A 23,952-nucleotide genomic window follows, 5' to 3' on the forward strand; every position below is an offset into this window, starting at 1 on the left:
GGAATTAGATATATGGATGATGAGTTAATTCCAATATCTGCTCTGACACATTACGCTTATTGTCCACGTCGTTGCGCGCTTGTCCACATTGAGCAAATGTGGACTGAAAACCGTTTCACCGCCGAAGGCCGGATCATGCATGAGCACGTGCATGAGGAAGGCGATGAATCGCGGGGGAATGTGCGCATTGAACGCGGCGCGTCATTGCGATCTTTGCGCCTGGGGCTGATCGGCAAGGCAGATGTCGTGGAATATCACCACCAGTCTGACGGATCATGGCAGGCTTTTCCTGTTGAGTATAAACGGGGAAAGCCCAAACCGGATCATTCCGACAAAATCCAGCTTTGCGCGCAGGCGCTGTGCCTGGAAGAAATGCTTAATGCCACCATCCCGGCAGGCGCGCTTTTCTATGGCAAAACACGTCGGCGCCTGGATGTTGATTTTGACGAAGCGCTACGGCAGGAAACAAGCGAGGCTGCCCGGCTTACGCATGAATTGATTGAATCAGGCCAGACGCCAAAACCCGTTTATGGTAAGCGTTGTGAAAGCTGTTCGCTCATGGGTGAATGCATACCCAAAACGATTCAGAAAAAGCGGTCGGTTGAAAGTTACCTGAAACGCATACTGGAAGAGTAATGAAGAAGCATCTTAATACGTTATTTGTGACTACTCAAGGCGCATACCTGGCTAAGGAAGGCGAAACTGTAGTGGTCAAGATAAATCAGGAAGTCAGGCTGCGTGTGCCGGTGCACACCATCGGCGGCATTGTCTGTTTCGGCAATGTGTCTTGCAGCCCCTTTCTGATGGGTTTTTGCGGCGAAAACGGGGTCGGCATCAGCTTTTTGACGGAATATGGCCGCTTTCTAGCACGGGTGCAGGGGCCGGTATCCGGCAATGTGCTTCTGCGCCGTGAACAATATCGTCGTGCCGACGATCAGGTTTATTGCGCGCAAATGGCTAAAGCATTTGTGATAGGCAAGATTGCCAACTGCCGGACAGTGCTCCAGCGGGTACTTAGAGATCATCCACAAAAGCTGGATGTGGATGCGTTGCATCGCGGCGTTGATGATATGAGTCGGTCGCTGCAATCACTCGAATTGAATCAGTCCCTCGATTGTGTGCGTGGTTTGGAAGGTGATGCTGCACATACCTATTTCAGTGCTTTTAACCATTTGATTGTCACACAGAAAGAATGTTTTTCATTTCAGGAGCGCAATCGTCGTCCGCCGCTGGATAATGTGAATTGCCTGCTGTCTTTCCTTTATATGCTGCTGATGCATGATTGCCGTTCTGCCCTGGAATCCGTCGGTCTTGATCCGGCAGTCGGCTTCTTGCATCGGGATCGGCCCGGCAGACCGAGTCTGGCACTGGACTTGATGGAAGAGTTCCGGCCATTTCTCGCAGATCGCCTGGCATTATCGCTCATTAATCTTCGTCAGGTACAGAGCAAAGGCTTTAACCAAACGGAAGCAGGCGCAGTCATGATGAATGATGAAACAAGAAAAACATTGCTTGTTGCCTATCAGGAGAGAAAGCAGGAAGAAATTCAGCATCCATTTCTGGATGAAAAAGTAACGATTGGCTTGCTCTTTCATGTGCAGGCGTTGCTTCTCGCGCGTTGTCTGCGGGGTGATCTGGATGGCTATCCACCATTTATCTGGAAATAAGGAGGAGAAAATTGCTCATTTTAGTCAGTTACGACGTTGCCATGCAAGATGAAAAAGGGCCAAGGCGTTTACGACGTGTGGCCAAGGCTTGTCAGGACTATGGCCAGCGCGTCCAGTATTCTGTTTTTGAATGCATTGTCGATCCTGCACAATGGACGGTTTTGCGTGAACGCCTTATTAAGGAAATTAATTCGGAAGAAGACAGCCTGCGATTTTATTTTCTAGGATCCAACTGGCGAAGGCGTGTGGAGCATATCGGAGCTAAAAAATCGATAGATCAGGAGGGGCCTCTCATTGTGTGAAAATACTTCCGCGAACCTCAAGCTGACGATAATTTGCGTGGAGGTTCGCGGACTTGATAAATATCAGTTATAAATAGTGTTTTTAAAATGCTCTTTGAAAATTGAATAAGGATCGTGGCCGAAAAAGCAAAATTCGCGGCGAGTAAGCAATAAACTAAATATTTGCAATTGATTAGCAGTAAATAGTCGCGCCCCGCGCGGGCGCGTGGATTGAAACATGTCTGGCGGTGAACAAGGTGCAGCCGTGATTGTCGCGCCCCGCGCGGGCGCGTGGATTGAAACCAAGAAATTGTCATGGAAAATCTAAAAACTGGTGTCGCGCCCCGCGCGGGCGCGTGGATTGAAACGATCTCACGGACTTCTCCGGCCAGGATGCGCTTTGTCGCGCCCCGCGCGGGCGCGTGGATTGAAACATCAAAAATTTCAGCGACCAGGCATCGACAAACCGTCGCGCCCCGCGCGGGCGCGTGGATTGAAACACGATAAAAAACAGAATGCTTTTCATCGATCTGTGTCGCGCCCCGCGCGGGCGCGTGGATTGAAACAGAGACAACACCTATCAACAAGACTACAATGCCGTCGCGCCCCGCGCGGGCGCGTGGATTGAAACCGATTAAAAATTATTAGTGAGCAAAAACGGCAAGGTCGCGCCCCGCGCGGGCGCGTGGATTGAAACAAAACCTTCTCTGCGGTAATCGGTAACGAGGGACGGTCGCGCCCCGCGCGGGCGCGTGGATTGAAACAGCCGCTACCAACACGGGATATTATTCAGCCGCTGTCGCGCCCCGCGCGGGCGCGTGGATTGAAACTTATTAATCCGGCCTGTTGGTGTCCTGTGTGCCGGTCGCGCCCCGCGCGGGCGCGTGGATTGAAACTTTGGGCTGCTGGTTAGTTCTGGCGGAACGTGAGTCGCGCCCCGCGCGGGCGCGTGGATTGAAACAACTTTAACTTTCGCTTATATTCATTACTTATCGTCGCGCCCCGCGCGGGCGCGTGGATTGAAACGTAAGATAGGGGTTTTATCCATGTCACACGCCATGTCGCGCCCCGCGCGGGCGCGTGGATTGAAACCAAAAGGTATTCCCCTATCGCTCCAAAACAAGCAGTCGCGCCCCGCGCGGGCGCGTGGATTGAAACTTGTGTTGCCTGTGCCATTGATATTTCCTTTCATGTCGCGCCCCGCGCGGGCGCGTGGATTGAAACTTTCGGAATCCGAAACATAATTGTGCGGATAGCTGTCGCGCCCCGCGCGGGCGCGTGGATTGAAACGAGTCTGTGACGTCGGCGCTGACGATCCTTGAAAGTCGCGCCCCGCGCGGGCGCGTGGATTGAAACAAGGAAATGTGGGTGTAAAAAATCAACTTCGGCCGTCGCGCCCCGCGCGGGCGCGTGGATTGAAACATTTTCATCATTGATTTTTTCCCGTTCTGTGCCATGTCGCGCCCCGCGCGGGCGCGTGGATTGAAACAGAAAAAGCCGCTAATGAATTTATTGAACGTCACGTCGCGCCCCGCGCGGGCGCGTGGATTGAAACCTGTCTTTCCGTGGTTGTTTGCGCTCTCGCTTACGTCGCGCCCCGCGCGGGCGCGTGGATTGAAACATGGCATCCTGATTCGGCATTGTAACTGCCGTTTGTCGCGCCCCGCGCGGGCGCGTGGATTGAAACAGAAATTAAATCATACTGGATATGGCCGTGCCATTGTCGCGCCCCGCGCGGGCGCGTGGATTGAAACATTTGCACACTCCCACCCAACAAAGAAAGTCCCAAGTCGCGCCCCGCGCGGGCGCGTGGATTGAAACAAATTTCCGATTAAGGGCGATTGCGGCCTGTATCCGTCGCGCCCCGCGCGGGCGCGTGGATTGAAACAAGTAGGATTGCCGCTTATACGTCGGCGCAGATTTGTCGCGCCCCGCGCGGGCGCGTGGATTGAAACATTTCAACAAATTGAGACAAAGCAATAGAATCTTGTCGCGCCCCGCGCGGGCGCGTGGATTGAAACTAAAACTTATATCCGGCCCAAAGAGTGCAGCCTGGTCGCGCCCCGCGCGGGCGCGTGGATTGAAACAGGAAATGATAAATTCCATATACGCCGCCGTGGTCGCGCCCCGCGCGGGCGCGTGGATTGAAACAAGTTCGACCTGGAGATATGGTTGCTATGCAAAGTCGCGCCCCGCGCGGGCGCGTGGATTGAAACAATTTGATAGTTTCTGTCTTCGGCTGTGTTCATTTGTCGCGCCCCGCGCGGGCGCGTGGATTGAAACTCATACGGCAAGGGCACCTGGTCCGGCCGACAGGTCGCGCCCCGCGCGGGCGCGTGGATTGAAACACTGGAATGGGTGTAATTTAGCTGTGTGTGCTTCGTCGCGCCCCGCGCGGGCGCGTGGATTGAAACAAAGATACACTATCGTTTACAATCATTTCATTCATCTTTAAGCTTTACTATTGATGTATCTATGATCACGGGATTTAAATGTTTTTGCTCGTTCCTCTGAGTCAGTGGATTTTCCAACCCCTGCAAGGTTTAATCATTCGTTTAATGATTGTTTTACTTTTCATCGTTAGAATTCCCTTTTTTGGATAATATTGGGACACGATGGAACGTCCCAATTTCATAATGGTTTAGTTTCTTAAGTTCTTCCTCTGTGTAATGCGTAGCTTTTATTCGCTTCGCTTCTACAGGTTTAATCTGATCTTTACTCTGTGAACTTTTAGGAAACGATTGCTCATTAGCGCACCTCTGTGCCAGCGCTTTGGGCCCTTGAATGTTGAGCGGGATGCCCAACTTTTTCGCATCACCCAAGAATTGTGTCTGTTCTGGTGTCGTTGCTTTATCCGCTAAAAGTCCGGCTTTCTCGAATTGCTCGATACAGACTTTTTTAAATTCCTCGAAAGACATTCCTTTTGACTTCTGAATAAAAACTGGTTTTCCTGTTGTTTTAGATTCCATTCTATGCCTCCTTCTTCTATGAAATAATGTACCAGCAAATAACTTTTAATATTCTTTATATCCCTCTATGAGTTATATATCGGGTCACCCCACAATGATGGATCACCGTTTTTACTAAGACGAATACCAATCTCTTTATCTTTTGATCCTTTAAGCCAGCAGGTAGATACTTTTATTTTATTGTTCTTCTGTGGGCAGTAGATACTCGTTTCAAGCCATTTGCATGGTAAAGTCAATCCTCTAAGCATATCAACTACGGCAATATCAACAAACTCGTTATTGACAACATATGTAAAACCAAAATCGATCAGATCATCAATAAAACTATCAACATCGTACATATTCATAAATATAGCGCCAACCAGTTCTTTGTCGTGCAACACAGTGTAGTATTTTACAAAAGCATCGACACCTCCCGGATAGTACTTTTCAATGGTATCGATCCGGATAACTACTGTGTAAAATCTTATCATAAGAGCCATGATAGTAATTCTCCTTCCCGCCAATAAAAAACCCACGGCTAAACAAATAACCATGGGATGATTGGCTGTTTAGCAATTTGTTGAGGCGGTTGCAATTCACCGTAAATTCCGCCTTTCTATTCACTTTCTAAAAAACAAAAAACCCGCGCCAAAAGGCTACGGGTTCATTAGAAACATTACACCGGCCTTTAGCACATTTATATAGCGGAGCAAGTAACCTATTTAACTCGCCGCTTTGATCTTAAAATATCACTACGTTAGGTTTTGTCAAGACAAATTCAAAGCTCCCTAATTGTTTCAGCACATCAATAATCCTGAAATGCCTGCACAATCTTGTAGACTATTCTTTGGTGCTCCTCCTTCATTCCTTTCACGATCTCTTTAATGTTTTTTGCACGAACATCAGGATTTGTCAGGTGCATGAAATCGAAAAAATCTTTTAGTGGGACATTCAGAACCGCTGCAATTTTTTCTAGGCGATCAATTGTTGGATAGCTACTGCCAACTTCAAGTCTGCTTACGTGGCGTGGTTCCACACCAATCAAATCAGCCAACTGCTCCTGCGACAAGTTCCGCGATTTTCGTAACTCGCGAATCCGTGCCCCCAAAAGCTTTTTGGTATTATTCATGCCGTGTCTCTCCCTGATTAATAATTATCAGTTTAGGGATGGTTTTTACATGCTATCGAATGACTAATATTTATTTACATTAGACATAATATGATGTATTTATGATCATTAATGCTGTCATTACTCCTTTGATAAGACGTTTAATGTCTATTTCAAGAGTTCAAATACACTCATGCTAATCCGGAGCAGGCGATGAATCGAACACTATTCAATATCCTGATTGTAATAATAAGTCTTTTGCTTGCGGCTGGTGGCGCTTTCTGTGTCGACAAAGAAACAAAGCCAATCCTCCGAATCGAAACCGGGCGGCATACCGCAACTATCACATCCCTCGATAGTGATGCCAAAGGCCGCTATTTAGTTACCTCGTCAACAGACAAGACCTTGCGACTGTGGGACGCCGACAGCGGGAAGATGATTCAGACCATACGGCCTTACGTTGGCGAAAAGCCCAATGAAGGAATAGTTTATTCATCCGCAATATCTCCGGACGGTTCTCTCATTGCATGCAACTATTCAACCGCACCTATAACGATAGCGGGAAACTTCAATGATGATAAAACACCCACGCTCTTCGCGCATTTTAAATTGGCCGTATTCGAGAATGGCACATGGAAACGTCGCTTTGCCCGAGGAGGTTTCGAGCCATTCGTTTTAAAATTTTCAAACGACGGCAAATATTTGGTGGCAGTTAGCAGAGAATATATCATCGTTTATAATGTTAAAGACTGGAGTATTCAGGCGGCAACGAAGGACAAAATCGAGATTCAATATGCTGATATACTTAACGACCAAATAGGTGTGCTGAGCAAAAGTAATGAGCTCAAGTTCTTCAAGATCCTTGACAAAAAAATACCCACAAATGCTGCCAATCAATATTTGAATATTATGTTGGCAGAGGAGAATCTTAAAACTATATCTAAACAAAAGCTGCCATATAAAGACATGCAGCCTCACAGCCTGAAGCTCTCGCCTGACGGTAAGAACTTTGCCATTGGCTATAAAAACGGTGGACGAGTTATCATCGGAAGCGTTATCAATAATAAAGCCTACATAGAGCTTGACACACATTGGGTCAAAGATTTCAATTTCGTTTCTAAGGCAAACTTCGCGAATGTCGCTTGGTCGAAAGACGGCAAGTATCTTTACGCTGGCGGTCTCGCAAAAAAAGAAACACACTCGGCCTCAGAATCGGATTCGACTATAATCAGGCGTTGGGACATGACCAAGAAGAAGCCAACTTATATAGACATCCCGTCTGGAATCAGCAAACCAATAGGTCCGATCGTTCCGATTGAGAACAGGGGGTCTGTTTTTACGACTGACTTAGATATTGGTATAATTAACAAGAACGAGACTAGACTTTTGTCGCCATTCCTGTCTCACTCAAATCAGCGTTCTGTTAGTATAGACGGTAGCGGTGGCACAATCGGGTTTTATTACCAGAGAAGGCCTGACGATATATTGGGAGATGATTACACCTTCAACATAATAAGCAGGAGCCTCTCACCTGAACAACAGGCATCCGGCTTGAATGCTGCACCCTTCAGTGCGCTTTACCCTTCGATCTATGTTCCGGGAATGGAATTGGTTAGCGGTCACCGCGGCATTACCCCTTCGCTTAACGGAGTCAAGCTTAATATCCAGGGACGGATCATGTCATCCACCTTCTCTGAGTCCTTAGATTCATGCATCGTTGGCACAGACCTCTGGGAGCTGATTCGCTTTGACAGAAACGCCAACGTGATATGGTCAAAACTCATGCCCGAAATGGCGGTTGGAGTAAATATCTCGAAAGACAGGCGCATTGTCGTTGCCAGTATAGCCGATGGGACGATCCGCTGGTATAATCATGCTAGTGGTGAAGAACTGCTAGCGCTCTTCCCCTCAAATGACCGCAAACGATGGGTTCTTTGGACACCGAGCGGATACTACGATGCGTCACCTCAAGGGGATGAACTGATTGGCTGGTATTTCAAGGATGAAAAGGATAAATCTGGGAATTTCTATCCGGCTTCACGCTTTAAAAGCCTTTATTACCGCCCCGATATTATCAGCAAAGTCCTTGAAACTCTGAGCGAAAGCCAGGCTGTCATTGCGGCAAATAGTGATTCCGGACGCAAACCGGAACAGGCTCTGGCCATCGCATCCCTTCTGCCACCGTCCGTTTCGATCCTTTCGCCGACGAGCGGTAGTGGATTTTCATCTGGCAGTGTATCAGTCCGCTACCAGGTCAGCTCGCCGTCCAACGAATCGGTGACTAACGTGAAGATCATAGTCGATGGTCGTCCGGTCGCTTCCAGCCGTGGTCTAAAAATTATCGGAAAGGACATCTCCGAACAGACGGTTTCGGTCACCTTGCCAAGCAAGGACAGTGAAATCGGCATAATCGCCGAGAACCGTTATTCATCGTCAGAACCAGCGACAATCAAGCTAAAGTGGATTGGCAAGAAGATCGACGCTTTCGTCATTAAACCGAAGATGTACTTGCTGGCTGTTGGTGTCAGTGACTACAGTCAGAGCGACCTGAAACTCAAGTACGCGGCAAAAGACGCACAGGACTTTGCCAAGGTGATGAATGGCCAGAAAGGCCGACTGTACCGAGACGTAATCTCTCGCGTGCTCGTGAATGGGGCGGCTACGAAGGATAGCATTCTTGACGGGCTCGAGTGGGTCCAGAAGGAAACAACAAGCAACGATGTCGCTGTCATATTCATCGCAGGTCATGGAGTCAACGACAGCAATGGCACTTACTATTTTTTACCGGAGAACGCAGAACCAGATAAGCTGAAACGAACCGGGGTTTCGCTCGCAGATCTGAAACAGACTATTTCGTCCTTGGCTGGTAAAGTGTTACTATTCGTTGACACCTGTCACTCCGGGAATATTTTCGGCGGTCGTCGAACCGTCGTCGATATTAACGCTATAGTGAACGACCTATCCTCGGCCGAGAACGGCGCAGTTGTATTTGCTTCGTCAACAGGAAGGCAATACAGCCTTGAGAAAGACGAATGGGCAAATGGCGCATTCACGAAGGCACTTATAGAAGGACTCAACGGGGGGGCTGACTATACAAAAAAAGGTAGTATCACGGTCAATATGCTCGACCTGTTCGTTTCAGAACGAGTCAAGGAGCTATCAGCAGGGACGCAGACTCCTGCGACGGCCAAACCAGCCTCCGTTCCGGATTTTCCGTTCGCTATCAGGCCAATGTAGCTATATCGGCTACCAGATTTGGCGCGGATTGGCTTTCAATTCTTATGAATTGTGTCACGTTATGTCACACCTTACCGCGACTTCATGGGGTTTGGTTCCCGCGCCTGCCATTTGGGCCATTACGAGATGAGCGTTCCTTCCCTTGCGGTGTCTTTGGGCCGGTCGATAACCCACCGTGGAGAGCACACCGTCCGGAAGTATAACGGCTCATCCGTTTACAGGGGGTGCCGCTCCTTGTTCGAGCCATGCAGGTGTGTCCACTATTTTTCTTTTTGCTCGAACGTCTGGCATTTCCCTGATCGACATTACCGGCACCCATTATCCGTCGCCATTCTTCCAAGGTCATTGTCATAGGCTTCCCTCATCGCGCATGGCCGAAACGCTCCTTCGATCTGCATACTCCTCTAAGTCCGTCGAGTTTCAGACAATCTGTGAAATGGTCCTCAATCTGGGCGTAGTAAGGAGGACGCAAAATAAAAAAAACGTCACTGCTTCTTACTGCCTGCTCCAAAATATCAAGGAAAAAATCTTGTGCTTCACCAGATGCCATGCCACTATCGTCAAAGCGGTAGAAAATGTTGATGGTGGACTTGTCCGAAAAATATAGTGTAGTAATCAGTTCTGCGTTTCTCATTTAATAGCTCCTTTCGTATGTGTTTACAGTTTCGTTGAGCCGAGCTTTCCGCCGGTGTAAATATTTCATGGTGACACCAGAGCAGGACATGGACAGGACATTGGGACAATGGACACCCCTACGGGGTGTGTCCATGTCTGTCCCGCTTTGTCGATGATGCTTGTCTGTCCCGATTCTTGTCCCTCTGGTGTCCATAATGCGTTCGGCGGTCCCCCCCTCAAATCCGATAATCATTGGTGTCACCTGCATTTAGCGATACGTCATAACTTCATCCCCAACATGCTTGTTTGTCCCGCACATGTCCATCTGCTATTTCCATAATGCTAAGGGTGTTGTCGCGGATGTAGGTACCTTCGATACGGATCATCCCAGCTTTGAGCAAGGCCTCTTCAGCCCGATTAAATTTCTTGTTTTTGGTGCCGGTTAGCACATCAGCCCCTAACGCGCTATAGAACCGTTCGCACCATTCGCTTCGGGTGAAGTTGCTGTCAGATTCGGATATCCCCATCTGTAAAATAGAAAGGAGATGTCGCGCGTCACCCGACAGGTTTGGTGCCTTCCCGTGTGTCGGATCATACTGACATCTGATCGGTACAGCACTGTCTCCTACCTTTTCGAGTTTGAAACCGAATGGTGGAGGTAGCTCTTCTTCTTTCATTTTCGTGAATAAGATTTCGTTCCGTGCCACCTTAACTTCCCAGTCGAGAGCACCGCGAATAGCGGAAGAACCCCGGCTGACTTCCTTGTTCCCTTTGCCGGAATGGTGGAGCGTTCCGACAGTGCATTGATATTTATCCCTCAGATAGTCCACGGCGTTAAGGTAGCCACCTATGTCCTTTGCGCTGTTTTCGTCTGCCGCCGCAGAGATATGCTTCGCTAGAGTATCGATATGCATCAAGGTGATGGGGCCGTATTTGGATATAATGGCCTTTATGTGTGGCTCCAACTTCATTACGGACTGCTCAGTTATCTCAACGCGGCGCTGGGTAACAGTGAGCTGCCCTTTGGGGATGTCGTCATACCTGTAATACTGAAGCCAGGCCTTAATGCGCCGGGGTATGCCACCATGTCCCTCGCCGTTGAAATACAATACGTTCCCCCGCCTGGCCGCGGCACTCATCCAGGATGTCCCGAACGCAACCGCCAGCGCCATGTCGATGGCCACAAAAGATTTGCCCGCGGTAGAGTCACCAAAGAACAGGCCAGTGGTTGAGGTTTCGATCAGCCCACAAACAGGTCCAGGTAGGGGTCGCGGGATTTGCTGTGGGTGGGGTCTGGGTCGTTGAATTCTTCGAAAATATCCACCGCGGAAACCTTGTCTCTAATTGCCTTCAGTGCCTGGTACTGGTAAGCCCATTGGTAGGCACTGTCTACGTTGTCATTTCTGTTTCGCAATGCTTTCTCGGATACCGCAAGGCCCGGCTCTGATAATAAACATGCGATTTCCGAGGCTTCGAGTCCTTCTTTCCTAAGTCCTTTCGCGGCTTCACGAGCAACTGCCGAAGCATCTCCAGAACATTCGGGGTATCCATGTTCCATTTGCTCTTGCATCTCTGTCCGCAATTTCGACCAAACATCCGCAAAACCCGGTCGGGGTGGAATATTTCGAAAATCCCCGGTGACAACACCGGGGGTACTTGTCCCGTTGTGATAGTGTGAATAAATCTCATCCAGCATATTTTGGATATTGACATTTGGATCGCCCAACCCCGCGGTTCCATCAAGCCAGCGGTTGTCGTCTTCGGGCATGACACCCGTCAGCGTGATAAAGGTGCCCGGAAGATCAATCGGTTGATCTTTACCGGCGGTTGCTTTATTCCGACCCAGTCCGATAATGTGCAGGCCCCGACCGGAAGGGGAACGTTGGATGTAACACCCTCTCCTGCGCGCTTCGGCAAGGATCTCCAACGCGAATGGGTCGCTCGGATCATCAATGTCGATAGCTCCGTATGGTGTCCCTGTTGCAGAATGCAGAGCTAGGCCGATCCCATTAGCACTGCCGTCACGAACAATGGCGATAGCCTCATTGAAAGTCATCAGTTTGTTAGGTTTGGCGACGCTGACCGGGATGATTTGTCCGTGATCGTCACGGCGACCTGGCTTTTTAGATATTTTGTTTGTTTGGGGCTTGCTCTCTGCGCACCACGTTATGATAAAACGCTGATCGTCGCGCCTGAATTCATCGGGGATGCCTTCCGTGTTGAAAAGGAGAGGGGTTTTTGCGTTAGTCGTTTCCATGTCAACACCCCCTTAATGCCCGGATGCGGCGATACAAGGCCGCCCGGTTCTTCTCAAATTGCACGGCATTGACAGTAACGGTGCCTGCCGCCCATGCCATTGCAACTTGCCGGATTTCGGGAGTATCAGGGAAGCAGAACCTGGCAAGCGATTCACCGGACTGTAAGCTAAGATCGGGAGTGTGTCCGGTGATTGTTGCGATTGTGGCAACAATACCGATTTCCTGAAAGCTGAATTTGTCTGTGGTGGTCATGGTTATTTCACCTCCTCGCGGGAAGCGAGCCACGACTCAATGTCGGTGCGTCGATACCCAACGGCACCGGGGGAAAGTCGGAGTCGTCTCGGGAATTTTCCGATACGCTCGAGACGCCAGATCGTTGTTTTGGAAAGACACGTGATTATTGGAAGGGCAGCAGGACGGATTATTTCTGCCGCGATGTCATTGATGTTAGTTTTGCTCATTGCAACCTCCAGTATGTTGAATTTTTTCAAGTGGCCGCTTGATGGTCCAACTTATAGCGTGGAGGTTCAAAGTTGTCAGGGGAGCTAATCGGACTAGTTAACTTCTCCTGTGGCGTGACGGTGGTGGGATTGTTTCTCCTTCCTTTCTGAGTTGCTCAAAAAGTATTTTCCATTGAGGGCTATTACGTTCCCAAGCTTCTTTGTATTCTTTTTTTGTTTTGTTAAATGCAGCCTTACCTGCCCATTTCTTGTAATTCGTTAAAAGAGTTTCTAAGGTCATGGCTTTACGATCACGCGCGCTTTTTCCCTTTCTATCCCGTTCATGGAGAAGGTGAACGATGAAAGTCGCGTTTTCTACAGAATACCCATCGAATACATTCAGCATCCGTATCCATGTATAGAGCCGTTCATGGCCTAGTAGTTGTAGTCGTCGCGCATTCTTGAACTCATGGCCCTGTCCGCTTCGCCTGCCGGGTCCAGCCGTGAAGCCAAGCCCGCGTTCAAAATGCTCTTCGCCTTCTGCCTGGTGAAACTCAACAGCTCCTCGATAAAGCCAATCCATAACAAACGATAACTGAGGGTGACCGGATGCGTGCGACTTTATAAAAAGCTCAAGGAGGAGAGTTGGCGGGAGAGGTATTCCTTTCTTCAGATAGCCTCCGGCAATTATCATATGATCAAACAACTGAGCTTCATCAACTGATAATTCACCATGAGCAAGGTTGAAAAGACGTTCGAGTCGAAATCTTTGGATTTCATCCAAATGCTTTTTGGTTAATTCTTCTATAGTCATTTTATGCCTCCTGTAAAGTCCTGAAGTGATAGCGGAAAATCGATTCAGGATGCCCCGCTTGTCGTTCTGGCCGAATTATCTCTTGAAATGATTATTTGTCATGTCTGATACTACTTCTTCCTGCCGAAATAGGAATGACGTTGGCTTTGGTGCCGGTGACGATGCTGGTCAGCTTGCGTTCCCATGTTTCGAGTGCGGACTTTTTTTCCTTATCATACCGATATTGATTGTAAACCTTTATGACCCCCTGTTTGTTATGGTTCAACACCGCATCAATCACCTCATCCATTTCACCGGCTTTTGCCATAAACGTCGCAGCAGTGCGCCGGAGATCGTGGGGTGTGAAGTGATCCATCCCGAAGCAGTTCTTTGTAGCCGGGTTACCTTCTTTATCAAACAGCGTCCTGCCGTCCTTGTCTGTTATTGGAGAGCGCAGGTTACGTCGTACCGTCACTGATAAAGCATTACAAGCTATGGGGTTGGTGATCTCTTCGCCGGGGTGCTTCTTTGATTGCCTGACCGGGGACGGAAATATGTAACCATTGCTTTCAGGGCTACTAATTAGATCAAGTGCTGTGTCGGTCAAATATACTCGGTGAGCTTTTCCGTTTTTTGCCCTGTCACTTGGAATTGTCCACCAACGGCCATCAATCTCTCTGGAATGCATGGCTGTCACTTCTCCGGGGCGTTGTGCAGTTACAAGAATCAGTTTAAGAGCACGGCGGGACTCTGCCGACATGCCCAGGTCGCTAAGATCAAGGGCCTGCCAAAAAGTTTTGATTTCTTCTTCTGATAGTACCCGTTCGCGTGCCAGTTTCGGCGAAGGTAGCTTTACTCCGGAGCATGGTGTGTGTTGAAGAATATCTTTCTCAATCGCCCAATTGAACATTTTACGAATAATCTGAAAGCAGTTGTTTGCCATCGCAGGAGCGTTGCGATTGACAATTCCTTCAAGTAGCAGCACCACGTCGCGCTTGGCGATGTCAGCGGCTTTGCGTTTACCCCATACCGGCACCACATCACGGTTCAAAATACTCTCATCTTTTGCCCATGAACGTTTGAATCTTTTAGCGTGGCGTTCTATGTAATCCGTGCAGAGATCGGAAACAGTGGGTGCCTTGCGACGTTTTTCTGCCGCTTCTTCTTTTTCTCTCAGTGGGTCAATACCGTTCTTTACTTTGCGTCTGGCGTCTTCGAATTTGTGCCTGGCCGTCTCAAGGGTGACATCAGGATAATTTCCGAGATTCATCTCCCGGCGCTTGCCATCGATGCCATATATATAAAGCCATGTTTTTGAGCCGGATGGCAGGATTCGGATGGTGAAGCCGTTCCCTTCTGAACGGATATATTTTTGACTTTCGGCGCGAAGTTTCTTCACCATAGAGTCGGTAAATGTGATCTGCTTTTTGCTCATTGTAATCACCCCCTAGGCTAGTACATTGTAGCGTTGTGCCGTAATAATGCCGTAATAAAGTGCTGTGCTTAAATGAAATTGTTTGAAACAACCTGAATTCGTAAATATACTAAAGATGTTTATTTGTCAATATGTTGAGTGATAATTATGGGATGAGGTGAAGAGAGTTGAAATCGATTGAAATTGCCAGAATAGGTTACTGTTAACCACCATGTCCGTGGTTCGAGTCCGCGCTGGGGAGCCAAAACAAAAAGGGGTTAAGCTTAATGCTTACCCCTTTTTTTATTTAGTCAATATTTTTCAAAAATGCGATTTTATGCTATAGGACAAACAGTAATGATTGAAGCACTTTGACAATGCCGGGAAACCGGTTGGCAAAGAGATAAAACCAGCATCAAACGGTGTATAAAGAAGCCGGCCTGCTTAATCAAATTGCCGGAGAACATGTCTTCATCGGTGGATAAAAAGAAAACGGAAATCTGCTCATGCCTGTTGCCAAGGAAATAAAATACTTCTTATTAAACAATTTACTGACGTCGATCATTTTTTACCTGTCAACTCTCTACACGAAGACTCTCCGTGTACGATTCGAAGGCACTGAGAAGGTTCAGAAGCATCTGGAAAACGGAGGACGGGTCATCATTTCCAGCTGGCATCAACGGTTTTTTGGAGGCTTTTTCCTGCCGCGGATTTTTAAATGGTCGCCCTGCATCATGATCAGCCAGAGCCGGGACGGGGATTTCGTTTCCAGGATCGTCCTGCATATCGGATGGATTCCCGTGCGGGGATCTAGTTCCCGGGGCGGTAAGGAGGCTCTTCGTGTCATGGTACAGGGGGTGATCGAAAACCACATCGGCGGCCACATTGTAGACGGTCCTACCGGTCCGCCCCGCGTTATCAAGCCGGGCTTGATTTCATTGGCCCAAAACGCTGACGCCGTTATCTGTCCCGGCATCGTCTCTTATGAAAACGCCTGGATCATGAACAGCTGGGACCGGTTTATGGTTCCCAAACCATTCAGCAGGGTTCTTTTTCGATTTGGTGAAATCTTTTCCGTGCCCGAAATAACCGGCAACGATCAGTTTGAAGCATTCCGGAAGGAATTGGAAAACGACATGATTAAAGAATACGAGGCGGCAGACAATTACTGGAAAAAATGACGGTGGAATCCTGTCGCACGGCAGAAATATTCCAAAGTTTATCCTGTCTTTATTCTTGACAAATTGTCACTTTGTTCGTTATTGTAAGAGAAAACGTATCCGTGATGAAATGCTTATGAAGAAATCGCCAGTACGCTTACCATCAGGAACCAAAACAAAAAAAATTAATTTGGCTTTGCAGGGTGGCGGCGCCCATGGCGCCTTTACCTGGGGAGTATTGGACCGATTGCTCGATGATGAGCGCATTGACATTGAAGGAATTGTAGGAACCAGCGCCGGCGCCGTCAATGCAGCAATCCTTGCCTATGGCCTGGAAGCAGGCGGACGTAAAAAGGCGAAGGAACTTCTTCACCAGTTTTGGAAATTTAATTCGGAAAATTGCAAATGCTCGCCTTTTCAACCGACAGTCTTCGATAAAATCCTTGGCAGTAAAGGATCTATAGAATTTTCCCCTTACTGGCAGATGTTTGATATTCTTTCGCGCATGTTTTCGCCCTATCAGTGGAATCCCAATAATACGAATGTATTTAAAGATATTCTCGAAGAGCTGATCGACTTTTCAATTCTGCAGAAGTCACGCAACATCAGACTTTACCTTTGTGCCACCAACGTATTAACCGGTCGCTTAAAAGTTTTCGACCATAGCGACATAACGCCGGAAATGATTCTGGCTTCCGCCTGTCTGCCTTACCTGTATCAGGCTCCCGAAATCAACGGGGAGTATTACTGGGATGGCGGTTATATGGGTAATCCGCCGATTTTTCCTGTTATTTATAATACGGATTGCCACGATGTCCTGATTGTCCAGATCAATCCGATCAATATTCCCCAAGTTCCCCGGAGTACGAATGAGATTTTCGACCGGATCAACACTTTGAGCTTCAATTCCAGCCTGATGCGTGAAATGAGAGCTATTTACTTTGTTACTTCTTTAATCGAAAAGGGTGAACTTGATTCCTCCAAATACAAGCATACGTTCATTCACACGATTGATGCCGAGGAGGAAATGTCTAAACTGACCGCGTCGAGCAAAATGAATCTGGATATGGAATTTCTGAAATATTTATTTGATACCGGCAAAGCAAAAGCCGATGAATTTCTCACCAATCATTTTGACGAAATAGGCCAAAAATCGTCAACTGATATCGTCGCAAAATTTTTCTAACGCTTATCCAAGAGGCGTTATGCAGACAGCATACATCATTCCCTTTGTCCGCCAACTTCCGGGCCAGCCGGAATTTTATCAAAGCAATCATAATTATTAATCCGTTCATCATTATCTTGCCTCAAAATCCGGGATGCGATATAAACGCAAATCCAAAATTTGGGATGTCCGATGAAAAAGAAGCCCGGTAGTCAGACAAAACTGAAAAAAGATGTATTAGAACAAAGCCTTTGTACGGGCTGCGGGGCTTGTGTCGGCCTGTGCCCATACCAGGTTGTCTATGCGGACCGGACAGTCCAGCTTTTTGACTGCGACTTGCAGGATGGCAAGTGCTACGCTTTTTGCCCCCGGACGCCTGCCGACTATCAGCAAATTCGGGAAAAACTTTTTGATGTTGATGATTTAACGCCGGAAATCGGCGCGGTGAAAGGCTATTATTTATCGCGGGCTGCCGATCCTCAGGTGCGCGCAAAGGCCCAGCACGGCGGCACGGTTACGGCGCTTTTGGAACTGGCGATGGCCGAAGGATTGATCGGCTCCGCGATTGTGTCTTCACATCATGAGGAACAGGCGCAGGAGGGCCGGCTGATCGAAGCTCAAGGTCAGTTGCGCGATTATGCAAAAAGCAGATTTACCGTATCGCCGACCGTTGCCGCTCTCCATCGTCTGTCTTCCGGGACAACCACTAAAGTAGGCATTGTTGCGACGCCCTGCCAGGCGCTGGCGCTGGCTAAAATGAAGACGGCAAAAATTTCCGGCTATACCAGAGCCGAATCGATTGGTCTCGTGATCGGTCTCTTTTGCGGCTGGACGCTTTCCATGGAAAAATTTCAGAACCTCCTTAAAAAATATCATCTATCCCCTGAAGCGCTGACCGGTATGGATATTCCGGCAGGGAAAAATATTCTGGAACTTCAGATACCGCAGGGCAGGGCAGGCATACCAATGGCCGAAGTGGATGCCTGTGTGCGGACGGCTTGCCGGTATTGCATCGACAGCACAGCCGAGTTTGCCGATCTGTCTGTCGGAGCGGCGCGTTACGGAGGCGACTGTGATGAAATGCGCGGCTGGAACCAGATCATTGTGCGATCCGCTTCGGGCAGGGGTTTGATCGAGCTGGCGCAGAAAAAAGGTGTTCTGGAAGTCCGCGAAGCCCCGGCGTCAGCCTTGCAGGCGTTGAAAAACGCGGCAGCGGAAAAAAAGAGAAAAGCATTAAAAAATATTGTGGAAAAAAGCCGTTCGGTAAAAAAATTATTGTATCTGAACAGCGACGATCCGGTGGTAAAGAAGTATTTAAAATAAGTATAGGGAAAAGTCTTGCTATCCGCAGGAATGGTTTTTAACCGTTCCCCACGAAATACGAAATAAGAGATACGAACGACGAAATAAGAGATACGTATGACAAAATTATTACAACCGGCCAAATCAAAGGTTTTATTTCTGGGCAATGAAGCAATTGCGCGGGGAGCGCTGGAAGCAGGCCTTTCGGTAGCCACGGGCTATCCGGGAACGCCGTCTTCCGAAGTAATCGAGTCGCTGGCGCCGGTTGCCCGTGAAAGAAATCTTTACGTGGAATGGTCGGTCAATGAAAAGGTGGCCCTCGAAGTGGCCGCCGCCGCTTCTTTTGCCGGTCTGCGTTCGATGGCTGTTATGAAACAAAACGGCGTGAACGTGGCCTCTGATTTTCTGCTGCATCTGACCGCCTCCGGTACGCGCGGGGGGCTGGTGCTGGTCTCCTGCGAAGATCCCGGTGCCTTGTCGAGTGTCAATGAGGGGGAATCACGCTATTTCGCAAGGATGCTGGAAATGCCGCTTCTGGAACCGGCGGATTTTCAGGAAGCCAAGGATCTGACAAAGTGGGCGTTTGAATTGTCGGAGCAAATCGGCAATGTCGTGATGCTGCGTTCGGTGACGCGCATGTCACATGCCAGCGGCAATGTTATTTGCGGGAAGCTGCCCGCCAAATCAAGGCAGGCGAGGTTTGAATACAACGGGTCGGTGATGGATTCGAGCCGCGGACCGATGATCAGCACGCCGGTTGTGGCCAAGCATCTGCTGCATCAGCAAAAACTTAAAGTCGTTGAAGACCTGTTTGAAAAGAGTTCTTTCAACCGGTATATCGGTCCGGCAAAACCCGAATTGCTGATTATGACCAGCAGCGCCTGTTTTCTTTACTCCGGAGAAGCTGTTGAAATACTGGGACTGCAAAAAAAAGTCGGCATTTTGAAACTTGCTACGACCTGGCCTCTGCCTCCCAAGCTGCTTAAAAAACATTTGCTCAAGACGGATAAGGTTTTAATCGTCGAAGAAGTCATGCCGTTTCTGGAAGAAAACATCAAGGTTCTGGCGGCGGGGATGATCAGTCAGATGAGCGGTAAAACCTTTTACGGCAAAATGGATCAAACGCTTCCGGCCGCCGGAGAGTTGAACCCGGATATCGTGGCCGATGCGCTTTGCAAAATATTGAAGGTCAAACGAAAAATGCTGCCTGCCGGTTATGCCGCTGAATTAAAGAAAGCCGCAGCATTGATTCCGGTGAGGGAACAAACATTCTGCGCCGGATGTCCGCACCGCGCGTCGTTCTGGAATATCCACAATGCCATAGCACTCGATGGCCGCAAAGGGTTTGTCTGCGGTGATATCGGCTGTTATTCGATGGCGGCTTTATCGCCTGCGACCGGTTATCACACGATGCCCACGCTGCATTCGATGGGGTCCGGCACGGGACTGGCCAGCGGCTTTGCCAAGCTGACGCAGTTTGGTCTGGATCAACCCATTCTGACGGTTTGCGGTGATTCCACGTTTTATCATGCGGTGATTCCGGCGCTCATCAACGCGCAGCACAACCGGGCGGACATTACCTTTATTGTTCTGGACAACGCCGGTACTGCCATGACGGGCTTTCAGCCGCATCCGGGACTGGCGGTAAGCGCGATTAAAGAAACAGTGCCTGCCGTGGACATTGCGGCGATCTGTACCGCGATCGGCGCAAAAGTGGCGGTGAGCGATCCGTTTGACCTTGCGGCCACCGGTAAAATATTAACGTCGTTTCTGGCGGAAAAAGGATCGGTCAAAGTCTTGATCCTGAGACAGGCCTGCGCGCTCAGTCCCCAGAAAAAAGGCAGCAAGCCGTTCGATGTGAAGGTCAATGAAACCCTGTGTCTGGGCGATGCGTGTGGCTGCAACCGCTTGTGTACAAGGATTTTCCGTTGTCCGGCTCTGACCTGGGACCGGAGCAAAAAGAAGGCGGTGGTTGACGAGGTAATCTGCGCCGGCTGCGGTGTGTGCACGTCGATCTGTCCGCAGAAAGCCATTATAAAAACGGAGGTGACCCGCACCTGATGAAAACGCGAATCCCTTCAAAAACAATCAATGTCATATTAACCGGTGTCGGCGGTCAGGGCAATGTCATGGCTTCGCGCGTTCTGGCGGGCATGCTGGTGGATGCAGGCTATGTTGTTACCATCGGCGAGACGTTCGGCATGTCGCAGCGCGGCGGCTCGGTGATGAGCCATCTGCGCATTTCGTCCGACTCGGTGAGAAGTCCGCAGATTCCGAAGGGCGGAGCGGATGTGATTATTGCGCTGGAGCCTCTGGAAGCACTTCGTGTTCTGACGGTTTATGGTAATCCCCGGGTCAGTGTTTTGTCCAATTCCCGTCCTGTCTATCCGATTGGCGTCATTACCGGCGAATTGGCTTATCCATCCGATGAAGCCGTCAGGACGGCGTTTGACAAGTTAACCGCTCGATCATGGATGATTGACGCAACATCCGTCGGCCTGCAACTGGGCAATCCTGTTTTAAGCAATATCGTCATGATCGGAGCGCTGGCGCAAACCGGCCTTCTGCCCTTGGACCGCCGGATGTTTGAAGATGAAATTAAAAAAACGTTGCCGGCTGACAAACGGGCCGTGAATTTGAAGGCCTTTGATGAAGGCGCGGCACTGATAAAAAACAGTTGACGACTTATCGTTGAAGCTTATATTAAAACTTCTAAATCATTGTTTGAGGTGAAAGTGCATGGGAGATATCTACTCCGCGATTAAAGTAAGCGATCATGTCTACTGGGTGGGCGCCATCGATTGGACCATCCGTGATTTTCACGGCTACACCACCCCCCATGGCAGTACCTATAACGCTTACCTGGTGATGGCGGACAAAATTACGCTGATCGACACGGTCAAAGCGCCGTTCATGGATGAAATGCTGGATCGCATTGCGTCTGTTGTTGATCCGTCTAAAATTGACTATGTTGTTTCCAATCATTCCGAACAGGATCATTCCGGATGTCTTTTTGAAGTGATTGATCGCATCAAGCCGGAAAAAGTATTTGCGTCCCCGATGGGTGTTAAAAACCTGAAAGACATTTTTCACAACGACTATAATATTCTGCCGGTCAAAGACGGTGAGATACTCAGTCTGGGCAATATGGATTTAAAGTTTATGGAAACCAGGATGATTCATTGGCCGGATTCCATGTTTTCGTATCTGGAAAAAGACGGCCTTTTGTTTTCACAGGACGCCTTCGGCATGCACCTGGCGACGCTTGAGCGGTTCGCCGACGAGCTGCCGGCCGAACAGCTTGCCTACGAAGCGGCGACGTATTACGCCAACATTGTTTTGCCCTACTCGCCGGTTGTGCTTAAAACCCTGGAGAAGGTTGCGGCAACGGGCTGGGCCATTAAAATATTCGCGCCGGATCATGGTCCCATCTGGCGAAAAGATTTAGGGTTCATCCTTGGTCTTTATCAAAGGTGGGCACAGCAGAAACCCGCGAACAAGGCCGTGGTGGTTTACGCCACCATGTGGCATTCGACGGAAATGATGGCCAGGGCGATTGCCGAATCAATGGCGCGGGAAGGCGTCCAGGTGAGGCTTCTTTCCATGAATGAAACACACCGCAGCGAGGTGGTTTATGAAGTGCTGGAGGCGGGCGCGCTCATTGTCGGGTCCCCTACACTCAACAACAACATCCTGCCGCAGATGGCGGACGTTATGACGTATCTCAAAGGCTTGAAGCCCGTCAATTTAATCGGGACGGCCTTCGGGTCATTCGGCTGGAGCGGTGAATCGGTTAAAGATCTGGAAGCAATTCTCAAAGAGATGAAAGTGGAAATCGTCGCCGAACCGGTTTCCGTCAAGCACGTTCCCGGCAAAGACGTTCTCGAAAAATGTTCCGACCTGGGGAAATCGATTGCATCTGAACTGAAAAAGAAGCTATCCCACTAATCTATCAAACCTTCAAGGAGGCTGGAAAATGAAAAAGTATGTTTGCGGTGTCTGCGGTTATGTATATGATCCGGTCAATGGCGATCCGGAAAATGGTGTAGCGAAAGGCACGGAATTCAGAGACTTGCCGGAGGACTGGTCATGTCCGGTTTGCGGCGCCGATAAGAGTGAGTTTGCTCCGGAATAACAATTTTCAATAGAGGTCAGGGACTATGGACGAAAAAATTCGTGAAGCCTTGCAGCAAGCCTACACCGGAGAAGCGAAAGCCGCCCTGCGGCTCAAATTATTTGCGGATAAAGCGGATGCGGAAGGCTACAAACAGATCGCGCGCCTGTTTCGCGTGATTTCTTTTTCCGAAGAAATTCACGGTAAGCGTGCGCTCCGCGTACTCAAGGAAATTAAAACGACGGAAGAAAATCTGGCTGAAAGTTTTGAATCGGAAAAAAAAGTTGCGGAAATTGCTTACGACAGTTTTGTGAGAATGGCGGAACAGGCGGGGGACAAACCGGCGCTTTTACATTTCAGTCAGAGCCGGGACGTGGAAGAGACGCATGCCAACCTTTATAAACAGGCGATGAATCATTTCATGGAAGAACGCGAAACGGTTTATCATGTTTGCAAAGTCTGCGGGTATGTGTCGGACGGTGTGCTGCCGGATGAATGCCCCATCTGCGGCGCGAAAAAAGATCAGTTTACAACTTTTGATCAGTAAGAGGTTGTTTTCTGAACGGTAAAAGGGGCGGTGATGGGAGCACGATGATGATTGCAAGGCGCGTAGTCTTCTTTATGCTGGTGCTTTTATTTCTGGTATTGCCTCAAAAATCCTTCAGTGCGGAAAAGCCGTTGTGGGAGTTAGGCGTCGGCGGCGGATTTCTGCTGATGCCGGATTATCGCGGTTCGGATAAAACCCGGGCTTATGTTCTGCCGTTTCCTTACGCGGTGTATCGCGGGGGGATCTTCCGGCTGGAAGATAAGCGAATATCGGCACGGCTGTTTGCAACCGACCGGGTGATACTGGATGCGAGCGGATACGGCGCGGTACCGGTGCGCAGCAGCGACAACGATGCGCGGTCAGGCATGCCGGATCTGGACCCTACCTTTGAGTTTGGGCCGGCGATCCGCATCAAACTATTGGATTCCAAAGAAGACAAATATCGTTTGAATCTTTCGCTGCCGGTCCGGGCGGTCTTTTCCACGGATTTCAGCTCCGTGCGTTACGAGGGCTTTGTTTTCAGCCCCAGATTGAATTATGAGAAGGGTGATGTGATCCCCGACACAGGCGTTCGCCTGGGTATATCCGCGGGTCCGATGATTGCCAATCGCGGCTATCATGAATATTTCTACCGGGTCGAACCGGCATATGCCACGGTGACCCGTCCGGCTTACGCGCCGAGCGGTGGTTACAGCGGTTCAACGATGACGGTTGGTCTGAGTAAAAAATACAAACAATTTATTTTTAACACTTTTGTCAGCGCTGATTATCTAAAGGGCGCCGCGTTTGAGGACAGCCCGCTGGTCAAAACCGAGACGTCCTGGATGGGCGGCTTCAGCATTACCTGGGTCTTTTTGAAATCGGAAAAGACGGTTACTGACGAATCAAAGCTTCAATAGT

General features: G+C 49.2%; 25 protein-coding genes and 1 CRISPR repeat array. Of the genes, 13 read left to right on the forward strand and 12 right to left on the reverse strand.

Annotation, left to right across the window (positions count from 1 at the left end):
• Positions 1-12: 12 nt before the first annotated feature.
• The 3 genes from cas4 to cas2 are packed head-to-tail and all read left to right on the forward strand — an operon-like array spanning position 13 to position 1,969.
• Positions 13-636, forward strand: a complete 624-nt coding sequence (gene cas4, locus CVU71_06520; protein PKN20010.1) for a CRISPR-associated protein Cas4 — start codon at positions 13-15, stop codon at positions 634-636.
• Complete coding sequence (locus CVU71_06525) at positions 636-1,667, forward strand: subtype I-C CRISPR-associated endonuclease Cas1 (GenBank protein ID PKN20011.1); 1,032 nt, start codon at positions 636-638, stop codon at positions 1,665-1,667. Before cas4 ends, CVU71_06525 begins: the two co-directional genes overlap by 1 nt.
• A gap of 11 nt (positions 1,668-1,678) precedes the next feature.
• A complete protein-coding gene (gene cas2, locus CVU71_06530; GenBank protein PKN20012.1) occupies positions 1,679-1,969 on the forward strand; it encodes a CRISPR-associated endonuclease Cas2 in 291 nt (96 codons plus the stop codon).
• A 185-nt stretch (positions 1,970-2,154) separates the two neighbouring features.
• A CRISPR array of direct repeats spans positions 2,155-4,362; the repeat unit is 32 nt; unit sequence GTCGCGCCCCGCGCGGGCGCGTGGATTGAAAC.
• Positions 4,363-4,515: 153 nt separating this feature from the next.
• On the opposite strand, the gene CVU71_06535 is transcribed toward cas2, so the two are convergent.
• The 3 genes from CVU71_06535 to CVU71_06545 form a co-directional block, all read right to left on the reverse strand.
• Positions 4,516-4,917 (reverse strand): hypothetical protein, encoded by a 402-nt coding sequence (locus CVU71_06535; GenBank protein ID PKN20013.1) that lies wholly within the window; start codon positions 4,915-4,917, stop codon positions 4,516-4,518.
• A 65-nt stretch (positions 4,918-4,982) separates the two neighbouring features.
• Positions 4,983-5,399, reverse strand: coding sequence for a hypothetical protein (locus tag CVU71_06540; protein ID PKN20014.1), 417 nt, complete (start codon positions 5,397-5,399; stop codon positions 4,983-4,985).
• A gap of 305 nt (positions 5,400-5,704) precedes the next feature.
• The gene (locus tag CVU71_06545) at positions 5,705-6,028 is read right to left on the reverse strand and encodes an XRE family transcriptional regulator (protein ID PKN20015.1); all 324 of its coding nucleotides are present in this window, start codon (positions 6,026-6,028) and stop codon (positions 5,705-5,707) included.
• A 192-nt stretch (positions 6,029-6,220) separates the two neighbouring features.
• Here CVU71_06545 and CVU71_06550 point away from each other — a divergent pair, with 192 nt between their 5' ends.
• A complete protein-coding gene (locus tag CVU71_06550) occupies positions 6,221-9,244 on the forward strand; it encodes a hypothetical protein (protein PKN20016.1) in 3,024 nt (1,007 codons plus the stop codon).
• An 82-nt stretch (positions 9,245-9,326) separates the two neighbouring features.
• Here CVU71_06550 and CVU71_06555 read toward each other — a convergent pair whose 3' ends face one another.
• From CVU71_06555 to CVU71_06595, 9 genes are all read right to left on the reverse strand, one after another.
• Entirely contained in the window at positions 9,327-9,596 is a 270-nt protein-coding gene (locus CVU71_06555) for a hypothetical protein (GenBank protein ID PKN20017.1), read from the reverse strand.
• 9 nt (positions 9,597-9,605) lie between these two features.
• The gene (locus CVU71_06560) at positions 9,606-9,878 is read right to left on the reverse strand and encodes a hypothetical protein (GenBank protein PKN20018.1); all 273 of its coding nucleotides are present in this window, start codon (positions 9,876-9,878) and stop codon (positions 9,606-9,608) included.
• Positions 9,879-10,112 (reverse strand): hypothetical protein, encoded by a 234-nt coding sequence (locus CVU71_06565; protein ID PKN20019.1) that lies wholly within the window; start codon positions 10,110-10,112, stop codon positions 9,879-9,881.
• A gap of 34 nt (positions 10,113-10,146) precedes the next feature.
• On the reverse strand, positions 10,147-11,166 hold the full coding sequence (locus CVU71_06570) for a hypothetical protein (GenBank protein PKN20020.1): 1,020 nt from the start codon (positions 11,164-11,166) through the stop codon (positions 10,147-10,149).
• Entirely contained in the window at positions 11,100-12,116 is a 1,017-nt protein-coding gene (locus CVU71_06575) for a hypothetical protein (GenBank protein ID PKN20021.1), read from the reverse strand. The genes CVU71_06570 and CVU71_06575 overlap by 67 nt, the downstream gene beginning before the upstream one ends.
• Position 12,117: 1 nt before the next feature.
• Positions 12,118-12,369, reverse strand: a complete 252-nt coding sequence (locus CVU71_06580) for a hypothetical protein (protein ID PKN20022.1) — start codon at positions 12,367-12,369, stop codon at positions 12,118-12,120.
• Between the two features lie 2 nt (positions 12,370-12,371).
• The gene (locus tag CVU71_06585) at positions 12,372-12,578 is read right to left on the reverse strand and encodes a hypothetical protein (GenBank protein ID PKN20023.1); all 207 of its coding nucleotides are present in this window, start codon (positions 12,576-12,578) and stop codon (positions 12,372-12,374) included.
• A 97-nt stretch (positions 12,579-12,675) separates the two neighbouring features.
• A complete protein-coding gene (locus CVU71_06590; GenBank protein ID PKN20024.1) occupies positions 12,676-13,371 on the reverse strand; it encodes a hypothetical protein in 696 nt (231 codons plus the stop codon).
• Between the two features lie 91 nt (positions 13,372-13,462).
• Positions 13,463-14,785, reverse strand: coding sequence for an integrase (locus CVU71_06595; GenBank protein ID PKN20025.1), 1,323 nt, complete (start codon positions 14,783-14,785; stop codon positions 13,463-13,465).
• Positions 14,786-15,270: 485 nt separating this feature from the next.
• On the opposite strand from CVU71_06595, the gene CVU71_06600 reads away from it, so the two are divergent.
• From CVU71_06600 to CVU71_06640, 9 genes are all read left to right on the forward strand, one after another.
• Entirely contained in the window at positions 15,271-15,945 is a 675-nt protein-coding gene (locus CVU71_06600; protein ID PKN20026.1) for a hypothetical protein, read from the forward strand.
• 115 nt (positions 15,946-16,060) lie between these two features.
• On the forward strand, positions 16,061-17,110 hold the full coding sequence (locus CVU71_06605; GenBank protein ID PKN20027.1) for an alpha/beta hydrolase: 1,050 nt from the start codon (positions 16,061-16,063) through the stop codon (positions 17,108-17,110).
• 171 nt (positions 17,111-17,281) lie between these two features.
• Positions 17,282-18,412 (forward strand): hypothetical protein, encoded by a 1,131-nt coding sequence (locus CVU71_06610; GenBank protein ID PKN20028.1) that lies wholly within the window; start codon positions 17,282-17,284, stop codon positions 18,410-18,412.
• A gap of 96 nt (positions 18,413-18,508) precedes the next feature.
• On the forward strand, positions 18,509-20,452 hold the full coding sequence (locus tag CVU71_06615; protein PKN20029.1) for an indolepyruvate ferredoxin oxidoreductase: 1,944 nt from the start codon (positions 18,509-18,511) through the stop codon (positions 20,450-20,452).
• Positions 20,452-21,072, forward strand: a complete 621-nt coding sequence (locus tag CVU71_06620) for an indolepyruvate ferredoxin oxidoreductase (GenBank protein ID PKN20030.1) — start codon at positions 20,452-20,454, stop codon at positions 21,070-21,072. The genes CVU71_06615 and CVU71_06620 overlap by 1 nt, the downstream gene beginning before the upstream one ends.
• 58 nt (positions 21,073-21,130) lie before the next feature.
• Positions 21,131-22,339, forward strand: coding sequence for an MBL fold metallo-hydrolase (locus CVU71_06625; protein PKN20031.1), 1,209 nt, complete (start codon positions 21,131-21,133; stop codon positions 22,337-22,339).
• Positions 22,340-22,367: 28 nt separating this feature from the next.
• Positions 22,368-22,526, forward strand: a complete 159-nt coding sequence (locus CVU71_06630; protein ID PKN20032.1) for a rubredoxin — start codon at positions 22,368-22,370, stop codon at positions 22,524-22,526.
• Positions 22,527-22,551: 25 nt separating this feature from the next.
• Entirely contained in the window at positions 22,552-23,052 is a 501-nt protein-coding gene (locus CVU71_06635; GenBank protein ID PKN20033.1) for a rubrerythrin, read from the forward strand.
• A 44-nt stretch (positions 23,053-23,096) separates the two neighbouring features.
• Positions 23,097-23,951 (forward strand): MipA/OmpV family protein, encoded by an 855-nt coding sequence (locus tag CVU71_06640; protein ID PKN20034.1) that lies wholly within the window; start codon positions 23,097-23,099, stop codon positions 23,949-23,951.
• The last annotated feature ends 1 nt before the right edge of the window (position 23,952 follow it).

This window comes from Deltaproteobacteria bacterium HGW-Deltaproteobacteria-6 (genome assembly GCA_002840435.1).
Classification (GTDB): Bacteria; Desulfobacterota; Syntrophia; order Syntrophales; family Smithellaceae; genus UBA8904.